The organism is Enterococcus saccharolyticus subsp. saccharolyticus, assembly GCF_029023825.1.
Lineage (GTDB): Bacteria > Bacillota > Bacilli > Lactobacillales > Enterococcaceae > Enterococcus_F > Enterococcus_F saccharolyticus.
This window is the reverse complement of the sequence record NZ_CP118957.1, coordinates 930,476-948,962: the sequence shown is the minus strand read 5'-3', so window position 1 is coordinate 948,962 and position 18,487 is coordinate 930,476. Positions and strand designations below refer to the sequence as shown.

Annotated in this window: 17 protein-coding genes and 1 other annotated feature; of the genes, 2 read left to right on the top strand and 15 right to left on the bottom strand. The window is 36.2% G+C overall.

Features of this window, described 5'->3' with window-relative positions; all coding sequences use genetic code 11:
* Positions 1 to 46 precede the first annotated feature (46 nt).
* The 8 genes from PYW32_RS04995 to rpsB form a co-directional block, all read right to left on the bottom strand.
* Complete coding sequence (locus tag PYW32_RS04995) at positions 47 to 1,753, bottom strand: proline--tRNA ligase (RefSeq protein WP_016175432.1); 1,707 nt, start codon at positions 1,751 to 1,753, stop codon at positions 47 to 49.
* A 31-nt stretch (positions 1,754 to 1,784) separates the two neighbouring features.
* Complete coding sequence (gene rseP, locus PYW32_RS04990; protein WP_016175433.1) at positions 1,785 to 3,047, bottom strand: RIP metalloprotease RseP; 1,263 nt, start codon at positions 3,045 to 3,047, stop codon at positions 1,785 to 1,787.
* A 184-nt stretch (positions 3,048 to 3,231) separates the two neighbouring features.
* Positions 3,232 to 4,035 carry a phosphatidate cytidylyltransferase gene (locus PYW32_RS04985; protein ID WP_016175434.1) on the bottom strand — a complete coding sequence of 268 codons (804 nt, stop codon included), beginning with the start codon at positions 4,033 to 4,035 and terminating at the stop codon, positions 3,232 to 3,234.
* Positions 4,032 to 4,832 carry an undecaprenyl pyrophosphate synthase gene (locus PYW32_RS04980; protein ID WP_016175435.1) on the bottom strand — a complete coding sequence of 267 codons (801 nt, stop codon included), beginning with the start codon at positions 4,830 to 4,832 and terminating at the stop codon, positions 4,032 to 4,034. The genes PYW32_RS04985 and PYW32_RS04980 overlap by 4 nt, the downstream gene beginning before the upstream one ends.
* Before the next feature lie 183 nt (positions 4,833 to 5,015).
* Entirely contained in the window at positions 5,016 to 5,573 is a 558-nt protein-coding gene (gene frr / locus PYW32_RS04975; protein ID WP_016175436.1) for a ribosome recycling factor, read from the bottom strand.
* A 274-nt stretch (positions 5,574 to 5,847) separates the two neighbouring features.
* Positions 5,848 to 6,570, bottom strand: a complete 723-nt coding sequence (gene pyrH / locus PYW32_RS04970; protein WP_016175437.1) for a UMP kinase — start codon at positions 6,568 to 6,570, stop codon at positions 5,848 to 5,850.
* 133 nt (positions 6,571 to 6,703) lie between these two features.
* The gene (gene tsf, locus PYW32_RS04965; protein WP_016175438.1) at positions 6,704 to 7,585 is read right to left on the bottom strand and encodes a translation elongation factor Ts; all 882 of its coding nucleotides are present in this window, start codon (positions 7,583 to 7,585) and stop codon (positions 6,704 to 6,706) included.
* Between the two features lie 105 nt (positions 7,586 to 7,690).
* The gene (gene rpsB / locus PYW32_RS04960) at positions 7,691 to 8,473 is read right to left on the bottom strand and encodes a 30S ribosomal protein S2 (RefSeq protein ID WP_016175439.1); all 783 of its coding nucleotides are present in this window, start codon (positions 8,471 to 8,473) and stop codon (positions 7,691 to 7,693) included.
* A gap of 266 nt (positions 8,474 to 8,739) precedes the next feature.
* On the opposite strand from rpsB, the gene PYW32_RS04955 reads away from it, so the two are divergent.
* Positions 8,740 to 9,204 (top strand): GNAT family N-acetyltransferase, encoded by a 465-nt coding sequence (locus PYW32_RS04955; RefSeq protein WP_016175440.1) that lies wholly within the window; start codon positions 8,740 to 8,742, stop codon positions 9,202 to 9,204.
* Between the two features lie 278 nt (positions 9,205 to 9,482).
* Complete coding sequence (locus PYW32_RS04950) at positions 9,483 to 9,947, top strand: arginine repressor (RefSeq protein WP_016175441.1); 465 nt, start codon at positions 9,483 to 9,485, stop codon at positions 9,945 to 9,947.
* Positions 9,948 to 9,986: 39 nt separating this feature from the next.
* Here PYW32_RS04950 and argS read toward each other — a convergent pair whose 3' ends face one another.
* The 7 genes from argS to PYW32_RS04915 all read right to left on the bottom strand — a co-directional run bounded on the left by argS (position 9,987) and on the right by PYW32_RS04915 (position 18,381).
* A complete protein-coding gene (gene argS / locus PYW32_RS04945; RefSeq protein WP_016175442.1) occupies positions 9,987 to 11,678 on the bottom strand; it encodes an arginine--tRNA ligase in 1,692 nt (563 codons plus the stop codon).
* A gap of 74 nt (positions 11,679 to 11,752) precedes the next feature.
* Positions 11,753 to 11,947, bottom strand: a binding site (T-box leader).
* Between the two features lie 60 nt (positions 11,948 to 12,007).
* Positions 12,008 to 13,015, bottom strand: a complete 1,008-nt coding sequence (gene argF, locus PYW32_RS04940) for an ornithine carbamoyltransferase (RefSeq protein ID WP_016175443.1) — start codon at positions 13,013 to 13,015, stop codon at positions 12,008 to 12,010.
* A gap of 18 nt (positions 13,016 to 13,033) precedes the next feature.
* Positions 13,034 to 13,774 carry an acetylglutamate kinase gene (argB, locus tag PYW32_RS04935; RefSeq protein ID WP_016175444.1) on the bottom strand — a complete coding sequence of 247 codons (741 nt, stop codon included), beginning with the start codon at positions 13,772 to 13,774 and terminating at the stop codon, positions 13,034 to 13,036.
* Positions 13,775 to 13,786: 12 nt separating this feature from the next.
* Complete coding sequence (gene argJ, locus PYW32_RS04930; RefSeq protein ID WP_016175445.1) at positions 13,787 to 14,983, bottom strand: bifunctional ornithine acetyltransferase/N-acetylglutamate synthase; 1,197 nt, start codon at positions 14,981 to 14,983, stop codon at positions 13,787 to 13,789.
* 16 nt (positions 14,984 to 14,999) lie between these two features.
* A complete protein-coding gene (gene argC, locus PYW32_RS04925) occupies positions 15,000 to 16,025 on the bottom strand; it encodes an N-acetyl-gamma-glutamyl-phosphate reductase (RefSeq protein ID WP_016175446.1) in 1,026 nt (341 codons plus the stop codon).
* Positions 16,026 to 16,201: 176 nt separating this feature from the next.
* On the bottom strand, positions 16,202 to 17,344 hold the full coding sequence (locus PYW32_RS04920) for an acetylornithine transaminase (protein ID WP_016175447.1): 1,143 nt from the start codon (positions 17,342 to 17,344) through the stop codon (positions 16,202 to 16,204).
* Positions 17,345 to 17,460: 116 nt separating this feature from the next.
* Positions 17,461 to 18,381 (bottom strand): LysR family transcriptional regulator, encoded by a 921-nt coding sequence (locus PYW32_RS04915; protein ID WP_016175448.1) that lies wholly within the window; start codon positions 18,379 to 18,381, stop codon positions 17,461 to 17,463.
* Between the last annotated feature and the right edge of the window lie 106 nt (positions 18,382 to 18,487).

Genomic DNA, 18,487 nt, shown 5'->3' with positions numbered 1-18,487 from the left:
AGAAGTCTAGGACATTCATCATTTGACGAGTATCCTAGACTTCTTTTTATTCTGTGCTTAATAAAATACTTAACGTAGTCGCTAACTCTTCTTTACGCACTTCTATCGCTGCACCAGTTTTTTTAATTTTAATTTCTACAACACCTTCAACCGCTTTTTTGCCAATCGTAATACGGATTGGGCAACCAATCAAATCGGCTTCAACAAATTTGATACCTGGACGTTCTTTACGATCATCTGTTAATACTTCATAGCCTGCTAATTGTAATGCAGTTTCTACTTCTTCAGTCAAATTTGCTTGGTAATCGTCCGTCATATCCATTTGCAATAAATGAACATCAAATGGCGCAATTTCTTTAGGCCATGAAATCCCCGTATCATCGCTGTGTTGTTCCGCAATAGTTGCTAATAAACGACTAACGCCAATTCCATAACAGCCCATCAACACTGGAATGTCTGTTCCTGTTTCATCTGCCACCATTGCATTCATTTTCTCACTATAATACGTGCGTAGTTTGAAAATATGTCCAATTTCCACTCCACGATGGAAGATGATTTCACCAGCACCATCTGGAGAAAGATCGCCTTCTTGTACTAAATGTAAATCAACATATTCTGTCACTTTAAAATCACGACTAGCATTCACATTAATAAAATGATAACCGTCTTCATTTGCTCCAGACACGCTATTCACTAAATCTTGCACATATAAATCAGCAAAAATACGAACTTCATCAGATACATTTACGGGACCAATCGAACCAAAAGAAGCACCAAAAATTTGTTGGGCTTCTTCTGCAGAGCCCTCACGTAAAGTTTGCTTTCCTAGATAGTTCTTTAATTTCACTAAATTCAACTCATGATCGCCTCGCATCAAGATAAGGATTGGCTGTTCATCCGCCATGAAAAAGAGTGACTTAATGATTTTTTCTGGACCAATCGCTAATAACTCAGTAACTTCTTGAATCGTATGTGTATTTGGCGTCGCTACTTTTTCTTTTTCTAGAAATGTGGCATGCGATTTTTTAGAAGCGTATAAACTCGTTGCCATTTCACGATTCGCCGCATAATCACTTTCAGTTGAAGAACAAATAATATCTTCTCCTACTTCAGAAATTGCCATAAATTCTTTGGATTCTTTTCCACCCATAAAACCACTATCTCCTAAAACACTTTTGAAAACCACATCGCAACGCGTAAAAATTTCACGATACGCTTGTTCATATTGACGATACTGTGCTTCTAAACTTTCTTCAGAAGAGTGAAACGAATAACCATCACACATCAAGAATTCTCGGCTACGCAATAAACCAAAACGGGGACGAATTTCATCACGATATTTATTTTGAATTTGATAAAGATTTAGCGGTAAATCTTTATAAGAAAAAATTTCATTACGGACTAATTCTGTAAAAATTTCTTCATGAGTCGGACTCAAAATATATTCTCGCTGCTTGCGATCTTCTAAGCGATATAAGGCGTCACCATACGAATCGTAACGTCCAGATTCTTTCCATAATTCTTTGGGAAGTAAAATCGGCATCGTCATTTCTACTGCGTTAATCTTTTCAAATTCTTCACGAATGATTTTTTTTATTTTTTCAATCACTCGATGCGCTAAGGGTAGATACATATAGATTCCACTAGATACCTGACGAATAAATCCTGCTCGAACTAAGAGTTGATGACTTCTTATATCAGCTTCTGAAGGGATTTCTCGTAATGTTGGAATCAAAAGTTTCGACTGTTTCATTTTTATCTCCTTTACTATCTTCAACTTTCAATTAAAAGAAAAAGCGCTGAATATCATTCCAAGTCACAAGAACCATCAATAACATCAATAAACCAAAACCAACTAATGTAATGATTCCTTCTTTTTCTTGACTTAAAGGTTTCCCCCGAACACCTTCAATGATATTTAACAGCAATTTCCCACCATCTAAACCGGGAATTGGTAATAAGTTGAAAATACCTAAGTTGATTGAAATCATCGCTGTCATCATGAGCACCGTCATTGGTCCTTGTTTTGCGGCTTCTGATGATAGTTGGAAGATAGCAACCGGCCCTCCTAATTGATCGATACTAAAGTTTGTTAATAGTGAGCGTAAAGCATCAATTATTCGGAAGAACGCTGCAATACTTTCTTGAAAACCACCGATGATTTTATCGAAAAAGCCCGTTTTTAATGGTGCTTGTATGCCTAGTTGTCCAACTTTTTGTTCTCCCGCTTCAATCGCTTTAGGCACTGCCGTAAAGGTTTGCGTTTGATTCTCACGTTTGACTTCAATCTGTAATTCTTTCTCAGGATTGGCTTGAATAATTTGGCTAACTTGTGCCCAATTTTCCACAGGTTCTTGGTTAATAGCCATAATTTCATCGCCGTCTTTTAATCCTGCACTTGCAGCAGCTCCATTTTCAACAACATTTATTATTGTCGAATTTCTATCCGCAGAACCACCATTAAGGAAAGCTGCTAAAATAAAAATAGCAATCGTTAATAAGAAATTGTTCATCGGACCAGCAAAATTCGTCAACATTCGTTGCCATAATTTCGCAGATTGGAATTGCACATCTCTTGGGGCAATGCGTACTTCCGTCCCATCTTCTTCAATGATTATCGCATCATGAGCAACGGGATAAGTAACTGTTTGACTCTCATCGCCATTCACATAGCCAGTAATCGTTAACGCATCTACTAAATCTTGTTGCGCGACTTCTAAAGGAATAGCATTGGTTAGTTGGACTTTATGACTCGTATTAATTTTAACGACAGTATCTTTTTGATCCAATACTAGCCCCACTTGCATGCCTGCTTTAATTTCCTCTTCTTCTTCATAGCCAGCCATTCGGACATAACCACCCATTGGTAAGGCTCGAATGGTATATGTCGTGCCATCTTTACCTTGATGACTAAATAGTTTTGGTCCCATGCCAATTGCAAATTCCCGTACTAAAATACCGGCGCGTTTCGCAAAATAAAAATGACCAAACTCATGAATAACTACCACGACCGAGAAGACAATTAAAAATACTAAAACAGTCTTCATCTGTTTGCTCCTCTCTTTATGTTATTTCCTACAAATATTAGGTTAAATACTCCACTATTTTATCATATCTCAACCAATTCACAATTAATCCCCCACTTTGTAACAAGAATTTAACGTTCCAAGTAGTATTTACTCCCTAACCATAAAAAAACGTTCCAGCCTTTGATGCTGAAACGTTCCTTTTTTAAAATACGCCTAAAAGGCTCATAATCGGAAAAACAAATAACATACTGTCAAAGCGATCTAAAATACCGCCATGTCCAGGTAAAATATTTCCTGAATCTTTGACTTTATAATGACGTTTAATCGCAGACTCAACTAAATCGCCAAATTGACCAACAATTGAGAAAATGATTGTCAATAAAATCATCACAAAAGAATTATGACCAAACGCATCGCTACTATGGAAAATGGCTAGATAAATTGCTGCCACAACTACTGCACTTAAAATGCCACCCAATGCGCCTTCAATTGTTTTGTTTGGTGAAATGTCTGGCCACAGTTTATTTTTACCATATTGTCTGCCGACCATATAGGCACCAATATCTGTTGCCCAAACAATAAATAATCCAAAACATAAAACGATTAGGTTTTCCATACGTGCATTAACAAAACTTTCAAAACCGACACCTGCATATAAACTCGCAATAACCGGAAAGGCTGCTTCATCAATCGTATACGTATTCTTGGAAATAACTGAAATACCTAATAATAACATCACGATAAAGTAAAATAACATAAATTTATCGGTTTTATCAGGTAAGAACACAAACCATTCTCTCGGTAACACTAAAATTACCGCTCCTAATCCGGAAAGGACGCCTTCAAAACTTAGCATTGCCAAACCTTTCATCCGGAACAATTCATATACACCAACAACTGCTAATGCTGCTCCTAACAACGCAACAGATATACCACCAAAATCAAAGTAAATAATTGGTAAAAATAGTGCTAACGCAACAACTGCCGTAATTACACGTTGTCTCATTTTTTCTCCTCCTTGTTTTTCAACCCACCAAAGCGGCGATCTCGATTTTGGAAACTCGCAATGGATGTCTCCAATAATGATTCGTTAAAATCTGGCCACAAAGCGTCAGTGAAGAACAATTCACTGTATGCAATTTGCCAAAGAAGAAAATTACTAATACGCTCCTCACCACTCGTACGAATTAATAGTTCTGGATCACGTAATTCAGTTGGTAGAAATCCTGTCATCAAATGATTGGCAATCATTTCTTCATTAATTGTCTCGATATCACCAGATTGCTCTGAAACTTCCTGATACACCGCTTTTACTGCAGAAACGATTTCTGCGCGGCTTCCATAGTTTAAGGCGAAATTCAAAATCATGCCGGTGTTATCTTTTGTTTGTGCCATTGCTCGCTCGACTGCATCTTGTGTGTGTTTAGGTAAAAATTCTTGATAGCCCATGACATTCACGCGAACATTTTCTTTAATTAATTCAGGTACAAATGTATCAAAAAAATCAACTGGCAACTGCATCAAAAAGTCGACTTCTTCGGTTGGGCGTTTCCAATTTTCAGTCGAAAAGGCATAAAGTGTTAACACTTGTACACCTAAATGAGAAGCATGTTTCGTAATTTTTTTGACTGTTTCCATGCCTTCCTTATGCCCCGCTACTCGAGGCAAACGACGGTTTTGGGCCCATCGTCCATTTCCATCCATAATAATTGCTATATGTTTGGGGACTGGCAATTCTTTTTGGAATTCAAATTCCCCTTCTTCCTGGATGTATTTGTTCTTTTGTGGAAAAAAACGTAGCATCTTGTTCTCTCCTATCATCCCAATTTAAAAAATTCATCCTTTACATTATAGCAATAATAAGAAATATTGCCTATAAAAAAAAGGAGTTCCGCTAATTTATTAATAGAAATCGAATAATTTTAGCTGTTTTTTAATAGAATAATAAAAAGGCGAAACTATTTTTACATAGTTTCACCTTAAAAATTAAACTTCTAAAAGTTCTTTTTCTTTTTCTGCTGCAATCGCATCTAAGTTTTTAATGCTTTCATCTGTTAATGTTTGTATTTCTTTTTCTGAATCTTTCAAATCATCTTCAGTGATTTCACTTGCTTTTTGTTGTTTTTTGTAAGCGTCAATCGCATCACGACGTGCATTACGAACAGCAACTTTTGCATTTTCTGCTGCTTTTTTAACGTCTTTTGCTAACTCTTTACGACGTTCTTCTGTTAATTGAGGAAGTACCAAACGAATCACGTTACCATCATTTGTTGGTGTAATTCCTAAATCAGATGCCATAATTGATTTTTCAACTTCTTGTAACATTGATTTGTCAAATGGTGTTACCATTAATACGCGTGCTTCTGGAATCGTAATAGATGCCATTTGGTTTAATGGTGTAGGTACGCCATAATAAACAACTGAAACGCGGTCTAAAAGACTGGCGTTCGCACGACCTGCACGAATTTGTCCTAAATCACGTTGCAAGCTATCTGCTGCTTTTTTCATTTTCTCTTGTGCTTCTGTAAAAATTTGATCTGCCATTTTATTTCCCCTCACTAATAGTTCCCACACAAAAGTCTGGAAACCCTAAATTTTTATTTTTAAAATAAATTCTTTGCACAAAACTTGGTGAAAAAACTGTTGTAGTTTTCTTAAAACAACCTTTATTCATCAAATATGCAAGCTTTGCCAATATCTTTATTATACGTGATTTCTAGTCGAATATACAACCTTTAACCATTAAAAACTAGATTCTTCTGTTTTAATAATAAAAGAATCGTTAACCACTCTCAAGAGTAATTAACGATTCTTTTTATTATTTTCCGCGTACAGTTGTACCAATATTTTCACCTAAAATAGCACGTTGAATATTTCCAGCTTCATTTAAGTTAAATACAACTAATGGAATATCGTTATCCATACTTAAAGAACTTGCGGTAGAATCCATTACTTGTAATCCTTTAGAGATAACATCTAAATGTGTTAATTCTTCAAATTTAACAGCACTTGTATCTACTTTAGGATCGGCAGAGTAGACACCATCCACATTATTTTTAGCCATCAAGATAACATCAGCATTAATTTCAGCTGCTCTTAATGCTGCAGTTGTATCTGTTGAGAAATATGGATTTCCTGTTCCTCCAGCAAAAATAACTACGCGTCCTTTTTCTAAGTGACGTTCTGCACGACGACGAATGTACGGTTCTGCGATTTGACGCATATCAATTGATGTTTGTACACGAGTTGGTACCCCGGCATTTTCAAGTGTATCTTGTAATGCTAAAGCATTCATTACTGTTGCCAGCATGCCCATATAATCTGCTTGCGCACGTTCCATACCCATTTGTGCACCGATTTGTCCACGCCAAATATTTCCACCACCAACAACGATAGCTAATTCTACGCCTAAATCATGAACTTGTTTCAATTCTTTAACGATTTCTTGGATAGTTGGTGGTTTAATACCAAATCCTTCATCCCCAGCTAAAGCTTCTCCACTTAATTTTAAAACAACACGTTGATATTTTGGTTTTACCATGATGATTCCTCCGTAAATTCTCTATTCCTTATAGTAGCAATTTGCCCAGTTATGAGCGTTCATTGATAAATCTAATTTTGCTTAAAAAAAGGGAGCGCATTTTCATGCGTTCCCACCTGTTCTAGGAACAGACTTATTTATTCACTTGGCTCATAACTTCTTCTACAAAGTTATCTTCACGTTTTTCGATACCTTCGCCCACTTCAAAACGAGTGAATGATTTTACAGTAGCGCCTTTTGAAGCAACATATTTAGCTACTGTCATATCTGGATCTTTAACGAATGGTTGGTCTACTAATGAGATTTCCGCTTTGAATTTATTCAAACGTCCAACAACCATTTTTTCAACGATATTCGCTGGTTTGCCTTCGTTTAATGCTTGTTCAGTTAATACTGATTTTTCGTGATCTAATTCTTCTTGAGGAATTTGAGATTCGTCAACATAACGAGGGTTGATTGCAGCAACGTGCATTGCTACGTCTTTTGCAACTTCTTCATCAGTTGTACCTTCTACAACAGTTAATACAGCGATACGTCCGCCCATGTGTAGGTAGCCGCCAAATGCTGCGTTATCATCTTTTTCAACAACCTCAAAACGACGGAAGCTGATTTTTTCACCGATTACTTGAGTTGCTTCAATCAAAGCATCTTTCATTACGCCAGTAGAAATTTCTAATTCCACTGCAGCATCCATGTCAGCTGGTTTGTTTGCAGCAATCACTTCAGCGATTTCTTTTACTAAAGTTTGGAATTTTTCATTTTTAGATACGAAGTCTGTTTCAGAGTTTACTTCTACGATTGCAGCAGTGTTTCCGTTAACTGCAACTGCAGCTAAACCTTCAGCAGCGATACGGTCATTTTTCTTAGCAGCTTTTGCCATACCTTTTTCGCGTAAAAAGTCAACTGCTTTATCGATGTCGCCTTCTACTTCTACTAATGCTTTTTTAGCATCCATCATACCTACGCCAGTCATGTCGCGTAATTCTTTTACTAATTTAGCTGAGATTTGAGCCATTTTTGAATTTCCTCCTGAAATATGTGTTAGTTTTTTAAAAAAAGCTGCTTCAAAGGAGAGTGCGGCTTTTCGCCTAGCCTTTGAAACAGCTCCGTCGTTTAAAAATTATTCAGCTGATGCGTTGTCGCCTTCTACTACATCAACAATTTCTTCAATTGAAGTTGCAGCTTCTTCAGCTACGAAATCTTCTTCAACTACTTGATCTTCACCTTGGTTACCTTCGATGAAAGCATCTGCCATTTTAGAAGTAATCAATTTAACGGCGCGGATAGCATCGTCATTTGAAGGGATTACTACGTCGATTTCGTCTGGGTCACAGTTTGTATCAACCATAGCAACGATTGGGATATTTAATTTGTGTGCTTCTTGAATTGCAATACGTTCTTTACGAGGGTCAACCACGTACATTACGTCTGGAATTCTTGGCATATCAGCGATACCGCCTAAGAATTTTTCTAAACGTTCACGTTCTTTGTTCAAACCAGCAACTTCTTTTTTAGGTAAAACATCAAATGTTCCATCTTGTTCCATTGCATTGATTTGTTTCAAACGAGAAATACGTTTTTGGATTGTTTCCCAGTTTGTTAAAGTTCCACCTAACCAACGGTGGTTTACATAGTATTGACCAGCGCGGATAGCTTCTTCTTTGATAGCTTCTTGAGCTTGTTTTTTAGTTCCTACGAATAAAGCGATTCCGCCATCTTCAGCGACTTCTTTCATGTAATCGTAAGCAGCATCTACTAATTTAACTGTTTTTTGTAAGTCAATGATGTAGATTCCGTTTCTTTCTGTGAAGATATATTTCTTCATTTTTGGGTTCCAGCGACGTGTTTGGTGACCAAAGTGTACGCCGGCTTCTAGTAATTGTTTCATAGAAATTACTGCCATTTTGTGTTTCCTCCAATTTGGTTTTTATTTTTTCCCTCTCCTAAGTTTTAAAGCTCTCCTCTGGACTTAGAATGTCTAAGCACCCCATAGAAAATATTCTTAGAATGTGGATTTATCAAGTGCCTTAAGAATTACTTAACACACCTTTGATAGTATATAACAGCATGACAAAATATGCAACCATTAAATCCTTTATTTTTATTTCTCAATTACATGACTGCCAATATGTTATAATTTTTAATAATTTAAAGATGGAGGGTGATGAAATGGAACAGGTTGAAATTGTATTTTATGAAGAAAAATATCTCGCGGATTTCAAACGTCTAGGATATGAATGGTTAGAAAAATACGTGACGGTTGAACCAGAAGACGTCAAAATCTTAAATGCGCCAAAAGAAATTATTTTGGATAACGGTGGCTTTATCTTTTTTGCAAAATACAAACAAGAAATCGTTGGGACAGTTTCATTGATCCGTGTGGACGACCACACATTTGAATTAGCCAAACTAGCGGTAACCGAGAAATACAAAGGCTTAAAACTTGGCAATTTATTGATGGAAACCGCCATTCAAACAGCGAAAAAACAACAAGCTGAAAAAATTATTTTGTACACAGACCATAAACTACCGACTGCTTTGTTACTCTACAAAAAATTTGGTTTTCAAGAAATCCCAATGGTTAATAATAAATATCTTGATTCAGACATCATGATGTCACTTCAATTAGACTGACATTAATTCTTTTTCAAGAGTATGTGTTACAAGTCAAAATCAGATCAGACTATCCGAATAAGCAATAAGATAGAAGCAATAAGATAGAAGCAATGTGCAAATGCTAGTGAAGCCCTGTTGTATTGTAGGAACAAACTGTCTATCTTTCGGATAACTTCTTATAAAGTTGACTGTTATCACAAGCTCTTTTTTCTTTTTTAGCATCTTAAAACTATCTATTTTAAACATCTTTTGCTATGATAAGAAATGAATTTATATGCAAAAAGGAGCTGAATCATGTGCGTAAAGCAGATCGCCATGTATTAATTAAACAACTTGTGAATAACCATACGATTCGTACACAAGAAGAATTGTTACATCTTTTAGAAAAAGAAGGAGTAACTGCAACACAAGCAACGATTTCACGTGACATTCGTGACTTACAAATCGTGAAGTCTCCTGATGGCACAGGTCAGGCAAAGTTTGAATTGTTCCAAGAAAATCAAGGACAAACAGAAGAAACTGAAAATCAACGTTTAATTCATATCATTCAAGATGTGGTAACAAAAGTTGATCGTGTACAGTTTTTAACCTTAATTAATACGATTCCTGACAATGCCCCTATTTTGTCTGCAGCAATCGATGAAGTATCGATGAGTGAAAAAGTTTGTACATTAGCTGGATTTGACATTGTCGTGGTGATTTCTCGAACAGAAGAAGACGCACAAGTCATTGAAAACTATTTCAAAACATACGCTATCTAATAAAAAAGACCAAATCCGCAAAGAATTTGGTCTTTTTTATTACATTTTGTCTGGTGCATGCAAGCCTAATAAACGTAAATCTTCTTTTAACAAGACAGTTACAGCGTAAACTAACGCTAAACGTGCTTCTTTTTGCTCGTCTTCTGCCAAGATTTTTGTATTTGCGTAATATTTGTTAAATGCTTGTGCCAATTTAATTGAATGTTTCGCAATGACTGATGGTTCGTATTTATCTGCCGCTTGTTTGATTGTTTCTGGATAACGTTGGATTAATTTAATAACTTCCCAACTTTCATCATCATTTAAAGCATATTCATGTGATTCATCAGGTGTAAAATCAGCTTTTGCTAATAAACTCATCGCACGTGCATGGGCATATTGAACATATGGGCCCGTTTCTCCTTCAAAACGTACAACCTCTTCTAATGTAAAGTCAAAGTTGTTGAGACGATCATTTTTCAAATCATGGAAGACGACTGCGCCCACACCAACTTGTTTTGCGACTTCTTCTTTGTTTTCTAAGGTTGGATTTTTCTCACTAATTTGGGCTTTTGCAGAATCAATTGCTTCATTTAATACTTCTTCTAATAAAACAATTTTTCCTTTACGTGTGGATAATTTTTTTCCATCTTTCGTAATTAAACCAAATGGAATATGGTACATATCATCTGCCCAATCAAAGCCCATTTCTTTTAAGACAGCTTTTAATTGTTTAAAGTGGTAGCTTTGTTCGTTCCCAACAACATACAGTGACTTACCAAAATTATACGTACGTTTGCGATAAATCGCAGCTGCCATGTCACGAGTGATGTACAATGTCGCACCATCTGATTTACGGATTAAAGCAGGATTTAAATCATAATTTGATAAATCAACAATTTCGGCACCTTGGTCTTCTTTTAATAGGTGTTTTTCTTCTAACATTTCTACAACTTCAACCATTTTATCGTTGTAGAAAGCTTCTCCATTTAATGAATCAAACGATACTTCTAACATATCGTAAATTTTGTTAAATTCTTTCATCGATTCATCACGGAACCATTGCCATAAAGCAGTGGCTTCTTCATCGCCATCTTCTAGTTTTTTAAACCAAGCACGGGCTTCATCTTCTAGTGACTTATCTTCTTCCGCTTTTTCATGGAAATCAACGTATAAACGCAATAATTCATTAATTGGTTCATTACGAACCGCTTCTTCTGAACCCCATTTTTTATAAGCAACAATCAATTTACCAAATTGTGTTCCCCAGTCACCTAAGTGATTGATACGAATTGGATTGTAGCCAACTTTTTCTAAAATAAAACCAATGGAATTCCCAATGACTGTTGAACGTAAATGTCCCATTGAAATTGGTTTAGCGATGTTTGGTGAAGACATATCGATAGGTACATTCGCATTATTTCCTTCACTACTATCACCAAAATGATTTTTTTCTTTAACTACAGACGCTAAAACATTTTGGGTAATCACTGCTTTATTCATGAAGAAGTTTAAATAAGGGCCGACTACTTCAATTTTCTCAAAAGATGAACCATCAATTTTTTCAGCTAACTCTGCTGCAATTTGTTGTGGTGCTTTACGATAGACTTTCGCTAAAGCAAAAGCTGGAAAAGCGACGTCTCCATGATCGGCTGATTTTGGATTTTCTAATAACTGTTGGACTTGTTCAAATGATAAATCTTCTTTGACCACATCAAAAATTGCTTTTGATACGATGTCTTTGTTGTTCATAAATGCTTCCTCCTAAAAGTTGTCTCATTGATTTTTTGCTTGACAGCAAACAAAAAGTCCCTAGTGTTTAAAACACTAGAGACGAGAATTCCCGCGGTACCACTCTGATTGTTCGACAAATCGAACCCACTTTATCTGATAACGGTAGATGCCGTTTGCTAAGCAAATTTTCACAAGTGCGCTTCACTTTTCTTCTTTATTTCGGCTTCCACCTTCCCGAACTCGCTAGCTAAAAAATGAAAAGTTACTCTCTTGATCACTAAATCATGTATGAAATGTACACTGATTATAGCAAATCTTTTTTTATTGCGCTAGTCTTGTGTTTCATTTTAAACATTGGGGATAAATAAGTGTCCCAAAGTCGCTGCCATAATGGCTTTAATGGAGTGCATCCGATTTTCAGCTTGTTCAAATTGCCTGCCGTGTTTGCCTCGGAAGACTTCATCTGTCACTTCCATCTCACTCAAACCAAATTTTTCTTGAATCTCTTGACCATAATTGGTTTCAACATCATGAAACGCTGGTAGGCAATGTAAGAAAATTACTTGCTCATTTTGCGTTTTTTCTATCATCGCTTGATTGACTTGGTACGGCAACAATAGCTCAATTCGTTCAGCGAATTTGTCTTCCTCGCCCATCGATACCCATACATCTGTATATAACACATCCGCATGTAAGACACCTTCATCCACATTATCTGTGACTAAAATTTTTGCACCAGATTGGTTCGCATACTCTTGTGCTAAGGCGATTAATGCTTCATCTGGATGCAAGGATTTTGGCGCGACAATACGAACATTGGTTCCTAAAATAGCTCCAGTCACTAATAAAGACCGTGCGACATTATTTCGTCCATCACCACAATAAACCAGATTAATTCCTTTGACTTTTCCAAAGCTTTCTTGAATGGTTAAATAGTCGGCAATCATTTGTGTGGGATGCCATTCATCCGTCAGACCATTCCACACAGGGACTCCCGCATGTTCTGCCAAAGCTTCTACTACTTGTTGACTTGAACCACGAAATTCAATGCCATCAAACATACTGCCCAATACTTTGGCTGTATCTTCTACGGATTCTTTTTTCCCTAATTGAATATCGTTTGCGCCTAAAAATTCTGGATGTGCACCTAAATCAACGGCAGCAACTGTGAAAGCAGCCCGTGTTCGTGTCGATGTTTTTTCAAATAATAAGGCGATATTTTTCCCTTCTAAATACCGATGCACAATCCCTTGTTTTTTTAGTTTTTTCAGATGTTGTGACAAATCAATTAAATACTGCAATTCCGCTTGCGTAAAATCTTTCTCTGCTAAAAAACTCTTTCCTTGAAATTCCATCTTTTCCCCCCGTTTCGTTCAACACACTGCTTTGATTTCCGTGCCAAATGAATCAATTGTATTACTGATAAAAACTGATTTCACTCCTGCTAACAAGGCTTTGTGTGCACTGTCTAATTTTGGTAACATGCCGCCAGTAACAACTTTGTCTGTTTTTAATTGAGAAATTTCTTCTACTGAAATTTCTTTTAACCATTCCGATTCTTTTTTTATTCCAGGTACATCGGTTAATAAATATAATTTTTCGGCTTTAATACTTGCCGCAACTTTACAAGCTACTTCATCAGCATTAATATTCAACCATTGACCCGATTCTGTAATCCCTAATGGGGCAATAATTGGAATATGATGTTTTTCAATCAATGTATTTAATAATGCGCTATTGACAGCGGTGACTTCACCAACAAATCCTAATTTTTCTTCATCAATAATTTTTCCTTGAATCAATTGATCACACCCGGCATTCATTCCAAGCGTAGGAAAACCAGCTTGTTGAAAATGTGTGGTAATCATCGGTTGGACTTGTCCTAATAATACCATACGAGTGATTTCTAAAGTTTTTTCAGAAGTAACACGCAAACCTTGTTTTACTTCGACTTTAATTCCTAAAATATCCATCATTTTAGAAATGTAATGTCCCCCTCCATGCACAATAATGACGCGATAGCCTTGATTTTGCCAAGAAGAAATTTTTTGAAAAAACGCATCATTTAAATTGTCTGAAGCAACGCCGCCCATTTTTACTACGATTGTTTTCATATTCATTTCCTCCTACGTATTATAAAGTGCATTGATTTTGACATAGTCATAAGTCAAATCACAGCCCCATGCTTGACCAAATGATGTTCCTTCATTTAAATACACGCCAATCTTAATTTCTTCTTCACTTAAATTGTCTTCCATTTGTTCTGCATCAAACTCAAGCGGTTCGCCCGCTTTAAAAACAGGTAATCCTGCTAGTTCGATCGTAACGTTTGTTGGATCAAAAGAAATGCCACTGTAACCAATCGCACATAAAATGCGCCCCCAGTTGGGATCTTTACCAAAAATAGCTGATTTCACTAACATAGAACCCACAATTGATTTAGCAATCATACGAGCATCGCTTGCAGACTGGGCACCCGTCACATCAACTTCAATTAATTTCGTGGCACCTTCACCATCTTTGGCAATTAATTTCGCTAATTCGGTCAGTACCACACGTAGCATTTCTTTAAATGCTAAATATGCCGTATTTTTTTCTGTAATTTCTACATTTTTCGCCAAACCATTTGCCATCACAACCACCATGTCGTTGGTTGACGTATCACCATCAACGGTAATTTGATTAAAGGTAACTTCCGTTAATTCTTTTAATAAAGTTTGTAATAACTCAGATGAAATCGCAATGTCTGTAGTCACAAACCCTAACATCGTTGCCATATTGGGATGAATCATGCCAGAACCTTTACTACATCCAGCAACGGTGACTTGTTTACCATCAATCTCTGCCGTAACAGTAACCGCCTTTTCGGTTGTATCTGTCGTTAAAATAGCTTTTTGGAAATTTTCCGGTTGCTGTGCATCCGATTGATGCAACATCTCCACGCCTGCCACGATTTTTTCCATTTCCAGCTGATGACCAATCACACCGGTTGAAGCGACCGCTACTAATGAAGCATCAATCCCTAGTTTTTCACTCGCTAACACTTGCATTTGCTTGGCATTTGCAAGTCCTTCTTCTCCAGTACACGCATTGGCATTGCCAGAATTTACGAGAATCCCTTGAATTTTCCCACCTTGAATAACTTCTTTACTTTGTTTAATCGGTGCAGCTTGTACTTGATTTGTTGTAAAAACACCCGCAACGCTTGCTGGGACATCTGAATAAATCCAACCTAGATCTAATTTTTTTCTTTTTAACCCACAATGAATGCCATCTGCATGAAACCCTATCGGACTGGCAATCGTACCTTTAATTTTCTCCATCTATATCGTTCGCTCCTTACGGGAACAATGGTACTTGTGTCAAACCACAAGTTTCATCAAGTCCCGCCCATAAGTTAAAATTCTGAATTGCTTGACCAGCAGCACCTTTCATCAAATTATCGATAACTGCTACCACGGTTAATGTTTGATTTTCTTCATTTAAATCAAAACCAATGTCACAAAAATTCGTTCCGGTGACTTGTCGTAATTCTGGTAATCTTCCATTTGATTGTACACGTACAAATGGTTTTGTTTGATAAACATCAAATGCTTGCTGAATTTGTTCATTCGTGACACCTTCTTTGACTTTCGCATAAAGGGTCATAAAAATTCCACGCTTAATTGGAATTAAGCTAGTAGTAAATTGAAGTGTGGTTAAATCTGCATCAAATGATTGTAAATATTGAATAATTTCTGGAATATGTTGATGTTGATTTAATTTATACATGGTCATATTTTCATCGACTGTCACATAATGACTGCTATCGGATAATTGTTTCCCGGCACCAGATAATCCTGATTTTCCATCTAAAATAATTGTATCTAACGCAATAAGTTGTGCTTGAATTAAGGGGACTAATGAAAGAATTGCCGCTGTTGCATAGCATCCTGGATTTGATAATAAATTTCCTTTAATTGGTGAAAATTCAGGTAAAGCATACACTGCTTGATCAACAATCTCTTGTGTCGTCGGTTCTTTTTTATACCATCTTTGATAACTTTCTAAATCTTTTAAGCGAAGATCCCCAGATAAATCAATGACTGGAAAATCTTTGGCAACAAATTCATGAACAAGATCTTTACTAATTCCTGAAGGAGTGGCAAAAAAGACTAAATCATTATTTTCCATAATTTTTTCTGCATCGTAAGCTTCCACTTCTTGCTCACAAAGCTGTTGTAAGTGTGGATATAACTCAGAAATTGAGTTTTTATGCATTGAATGACTATGTAATGTCCCCAATGTTAACGAGGGATGTTGATGGATTAGACGTACTAATTCTATCCCTGTATATCCTGTTACACCAACGATTGCTGCTTTCATCCTCTTCACTCCTTTTATAAAGTAATTAGAATTATAGAGAGTTATTGGTTAAAGGTCAATGGTTTTTTATAAAAAAATACGTATTTTTTTGTAAATATATGTAAAAAGACGAATATTCCCTACATTTTTATACAAAAAAAGAGTTGTTCCTATCGATCAAACAACTCTTTTTTGACTTATTTAGTGAATACTTTTTTTAATTTCTCCACTCCCAAAGTGATTTCTGCTTCAGAAATCGTCAACGGCGGTAATAAACGTAACGTATTGGTACCAGCTCGTAACGCCAATAGTCCTTCTATCTCTAAGGCTTCTAATATATCATTGACAGAAACCTCTGGATCCAATTCAATACCAATCATTAACCCTTTTCCGCGAATTTCACGAATTTTATCTGATTTAATTTCGGCTAGTCCTGAAAATAACTGCTGGCTTCTTTGTTGACTAGCAACCAACAATTCAGAAGACAACTCCTCTAAAATTTCACTTGCCACAGCCATACCTAATTTATTGCCACCAAATGTGGTTCCATGACTTCCTGGTCCAAAATGTTCGCCCAACTCTGTTTTTCCTAGCATCGCGCCCACAGGAAAACCATTCCCTAACCCTTTTGCTAAAGTAAAAATATCCGGTGTCACTTGAAACTGTTCAAAAGCAAATAGACTGCCTGTTCGTCCAATTCCCGTCTGCACCTCATCAATCACCAATAGAATATTTTTTTCTTGGCAAAGAGTCGCAATTTGCTGAATCCATTCTGAATCAGCGACTGTGACACCACCTTCTCCTTGAATTAATTCCAACATAATCGCTGCTGTTTGATCAGTTACTTCTGCTTCTAGCGCTGCAAAATCATTATAAGGCACATAAACAAATCCTGGAACTAGCGGTTCAAAACCTGCATGAATCGAAGGTTGACCAGTCGCTGACATCGCACCATACGTTCGTCCATGAAATGAATTTGTAAAGGTAATAATTTGTGATTTTCCGGTTGCTTTTCGGGCTAATTTAATGGCTGCTTCGTTTGCTTCGGCTCCTGAGTTACAGAAAAAAGCCAAATAATCTTTGTTTTGAATTAGTTTTTCTGCCACGATTTCTTGCAAATGATTATCATAAAGGTTCGGTGTATGCCAAATTTTTTGCGCTTGTTCAGCTAAAACTTGATTTAATTTCGGTTGATTGTAACCTAAGTTCATCACACCTATTCCACTAGTAAAGTCTAAATACGTTTTCCCTTGATTATCTGTGACATAGCAACCATCTCCTTCCATAATTTCAAAAGGTTTTCTTGCATAATTTGAAAATAAATAATTTCCCACGATCATTCACTCCTCAGTTGTCTTCCAGATATCCTTCTACTTTTGTTCATTTCCATATATGAAGGAGACTGACATTCTTTTGAATAAATATACACTTATTAATCGATACATGCAACTATTGTTTATAAAATTTCAAAACCATACCCTTGAATGTGATCTTCTAGCATTTGTAGATAGTGTTGAGCGATAGGTGATAATTCCTTTTGTTTATGCTTTAAATAGCCAATAGTCATTTCATCTTTGACATTTAAGGGAACTGCAATAATTTTATCGTCGTTTAATTTTTTACTCAAAACGCCTGAACTAATTGTATAACCATTCACGCCTACCATCAGATTAAAAATCGTTGCACGATCGCTAACTTTAATGTCTTTGCGATGTTCTAAGGTACTTAAAATTTCTTCCGCAAAATAAAATGAATTCCGTTCACCTTGTTCATAAGATAAATATGGATAATCTTCTAAATCAGCTAATTCCACTAATTCTTTTTGCCCAAGTGGTGATGTATTGCTCACAAATACATGTGGTTTGGCACGAAACAATGGTTGGAAAACTAATTCTCGTTCTTTAAATAATTTCATCATCACTTTTTCATTAAACGAATTTAAATACAAAATACCTAACTCACTTTTAAAACGACTTAAATCTTCTAAAATATTTTCCGTTTCTGTTTCTCGTAATTTAAATTGGTATTCTTCAACATCCAAACTATTAATTAATTCAACAAATGCGTGAACCACAAACGCATAATGCTGGGCAGAGACAGAAAAGGTTTGTTTTCGCGGACGTGTATCTTTATATTTTTCTTCCAATAACTGGACTTGATCCATGATTTGTTGGGCATAAGACATGAATTCACGCCCTTCTTCTGTTAAACGCACACCTGTTTTACTTCGTACCAAAATTTGGATATTCATTTCATTTTCCAATTCTTTAATCGCACTTGATAAACTAGGTTGGGTCATATATAAAGCTTTAGCTGCTTCATTCATTGAACCTAATGCCACGATTTTTTCTAAATATTCTAATTGCTGAATCCTCATCATTGTTCCTCCTTATATAAACACTACAGGTTATAGATTTCATTTATAACCTACCATAGAAATCTTCACTTATCAAACTTTTTTCTTTCGTGATACATTATCTTCA

Excerpts from the sequence above, each read along its gene's own strand:
- PYW32_RS04985 (WP_016175434.1), bottom strand. The coding sequence starts at position 4,035 with ATGAGACAACGTGTAATTACGGCAGTTGTTGCGTTAGCACTATTTTTA.
- frr (WP_016175436.1), bottom strand. The coding sequence starts at position 5,573 with ATGGCAGATCAAATTTTTACAGAAGCACAAGAGAAAATGAAAAAAGCA.
- argF (WP_016175443.1), bottom strand. The coding sequence starts at position 13,015 with ATGGAATTTCAAGGAAAGAGTTTTTTAGCAGAGAAAGATTTTACGCAA.
- PYW32_RS04995 (WP_016175432.1), bottom strand. The coding sequence starts at position 1,753 with ATGAAACAGTCGAAACTTTTGATTCCAACATTACGAGAAATCCCTTCA.
- tsf (WP_016175438.1), bottom strand. The coding sequence starts at position 7,585 with ATGGCTCAAATCTCAGCTAAATTAGTAAAAGAATTACGCGACATGACT.
- PYW32_RS04980 (WP_016175435.1), bottom strand. The coding sequence starts at position 4,832 with ATGCTACGTTTTTTTCCACAAAAGAACAAATACATCCAGGAAGAAGGG.
- argS (WP_016175442.1), bottom strand. The coding sequence starts at position 11,678 with ATGAACAACAAAGACATCGTATCAAAAGCAATTTTTGATGTGGTCAAA.
- rseP (WP_016175433.1), bottom strand. The coding sequence starts at position 3,047 with ATGAAGACTGTTTTAGTATTTTTAATTGTCTTCTCGGTCGTGGTAGTT.
- PYW32_RS04920 (WP_016175447.1), bottom strand. The coding sequence starts at position 17,344 with ATGATCGTGGGAAATTATTTATTTTCAAATTATGCAAGAAAACCTTTT.
- rpsB (WP_016175439.1), bottom strand. The coding sequence starts at position 8,473 with ATGGCAGTAATTTCTATGAAACAATTACTAGAAGCCGGCGTACACTTT.
- argC (WP_016175446.1), bottom strand. The coding sequence starts at position 16,025 with ATGAAAGCAGCAATCGTTGGTGTAACAGGATATACAGGGATAGAATTA.
- argJ (WP_016175445.1), bottom strand. The coding sequence starts at position 14,983 with ATGGAGAAAATTAAAGGTACGATTGCCAGTCCGATAGGGTTTCATGCA.
- pyrH (WP_016175437.1), bottom strand. The coding sequence starts at position 6,570 with ATGGTAAAACCAAAATATCAACGTGTTGTTTTAAAATTAAGTGGAGAA.
- PYW32_RS04955 (WP_016175440.1), top strand. The coding sequence starts at position 8,740 with ATGGAACAGGTTGAAATTGTATTTTATGAAGAAAAATATCTCGCGGAT.
- PYW32_RS04915 (WP_016175448.1), bottom strand. The coding sequence starts at position 18,381 with ATGAGGATTCAGCAATTAGAATATTTAGAAAAAATCGTGGCATTAGGT.
- argB (WP_016175444.1), bottom strand. The coding sequence starts at position 13,774 with ATGAAAACAATCGTAGTAAAAATGGGCGGCGTTGCTTCAGACAATTTA.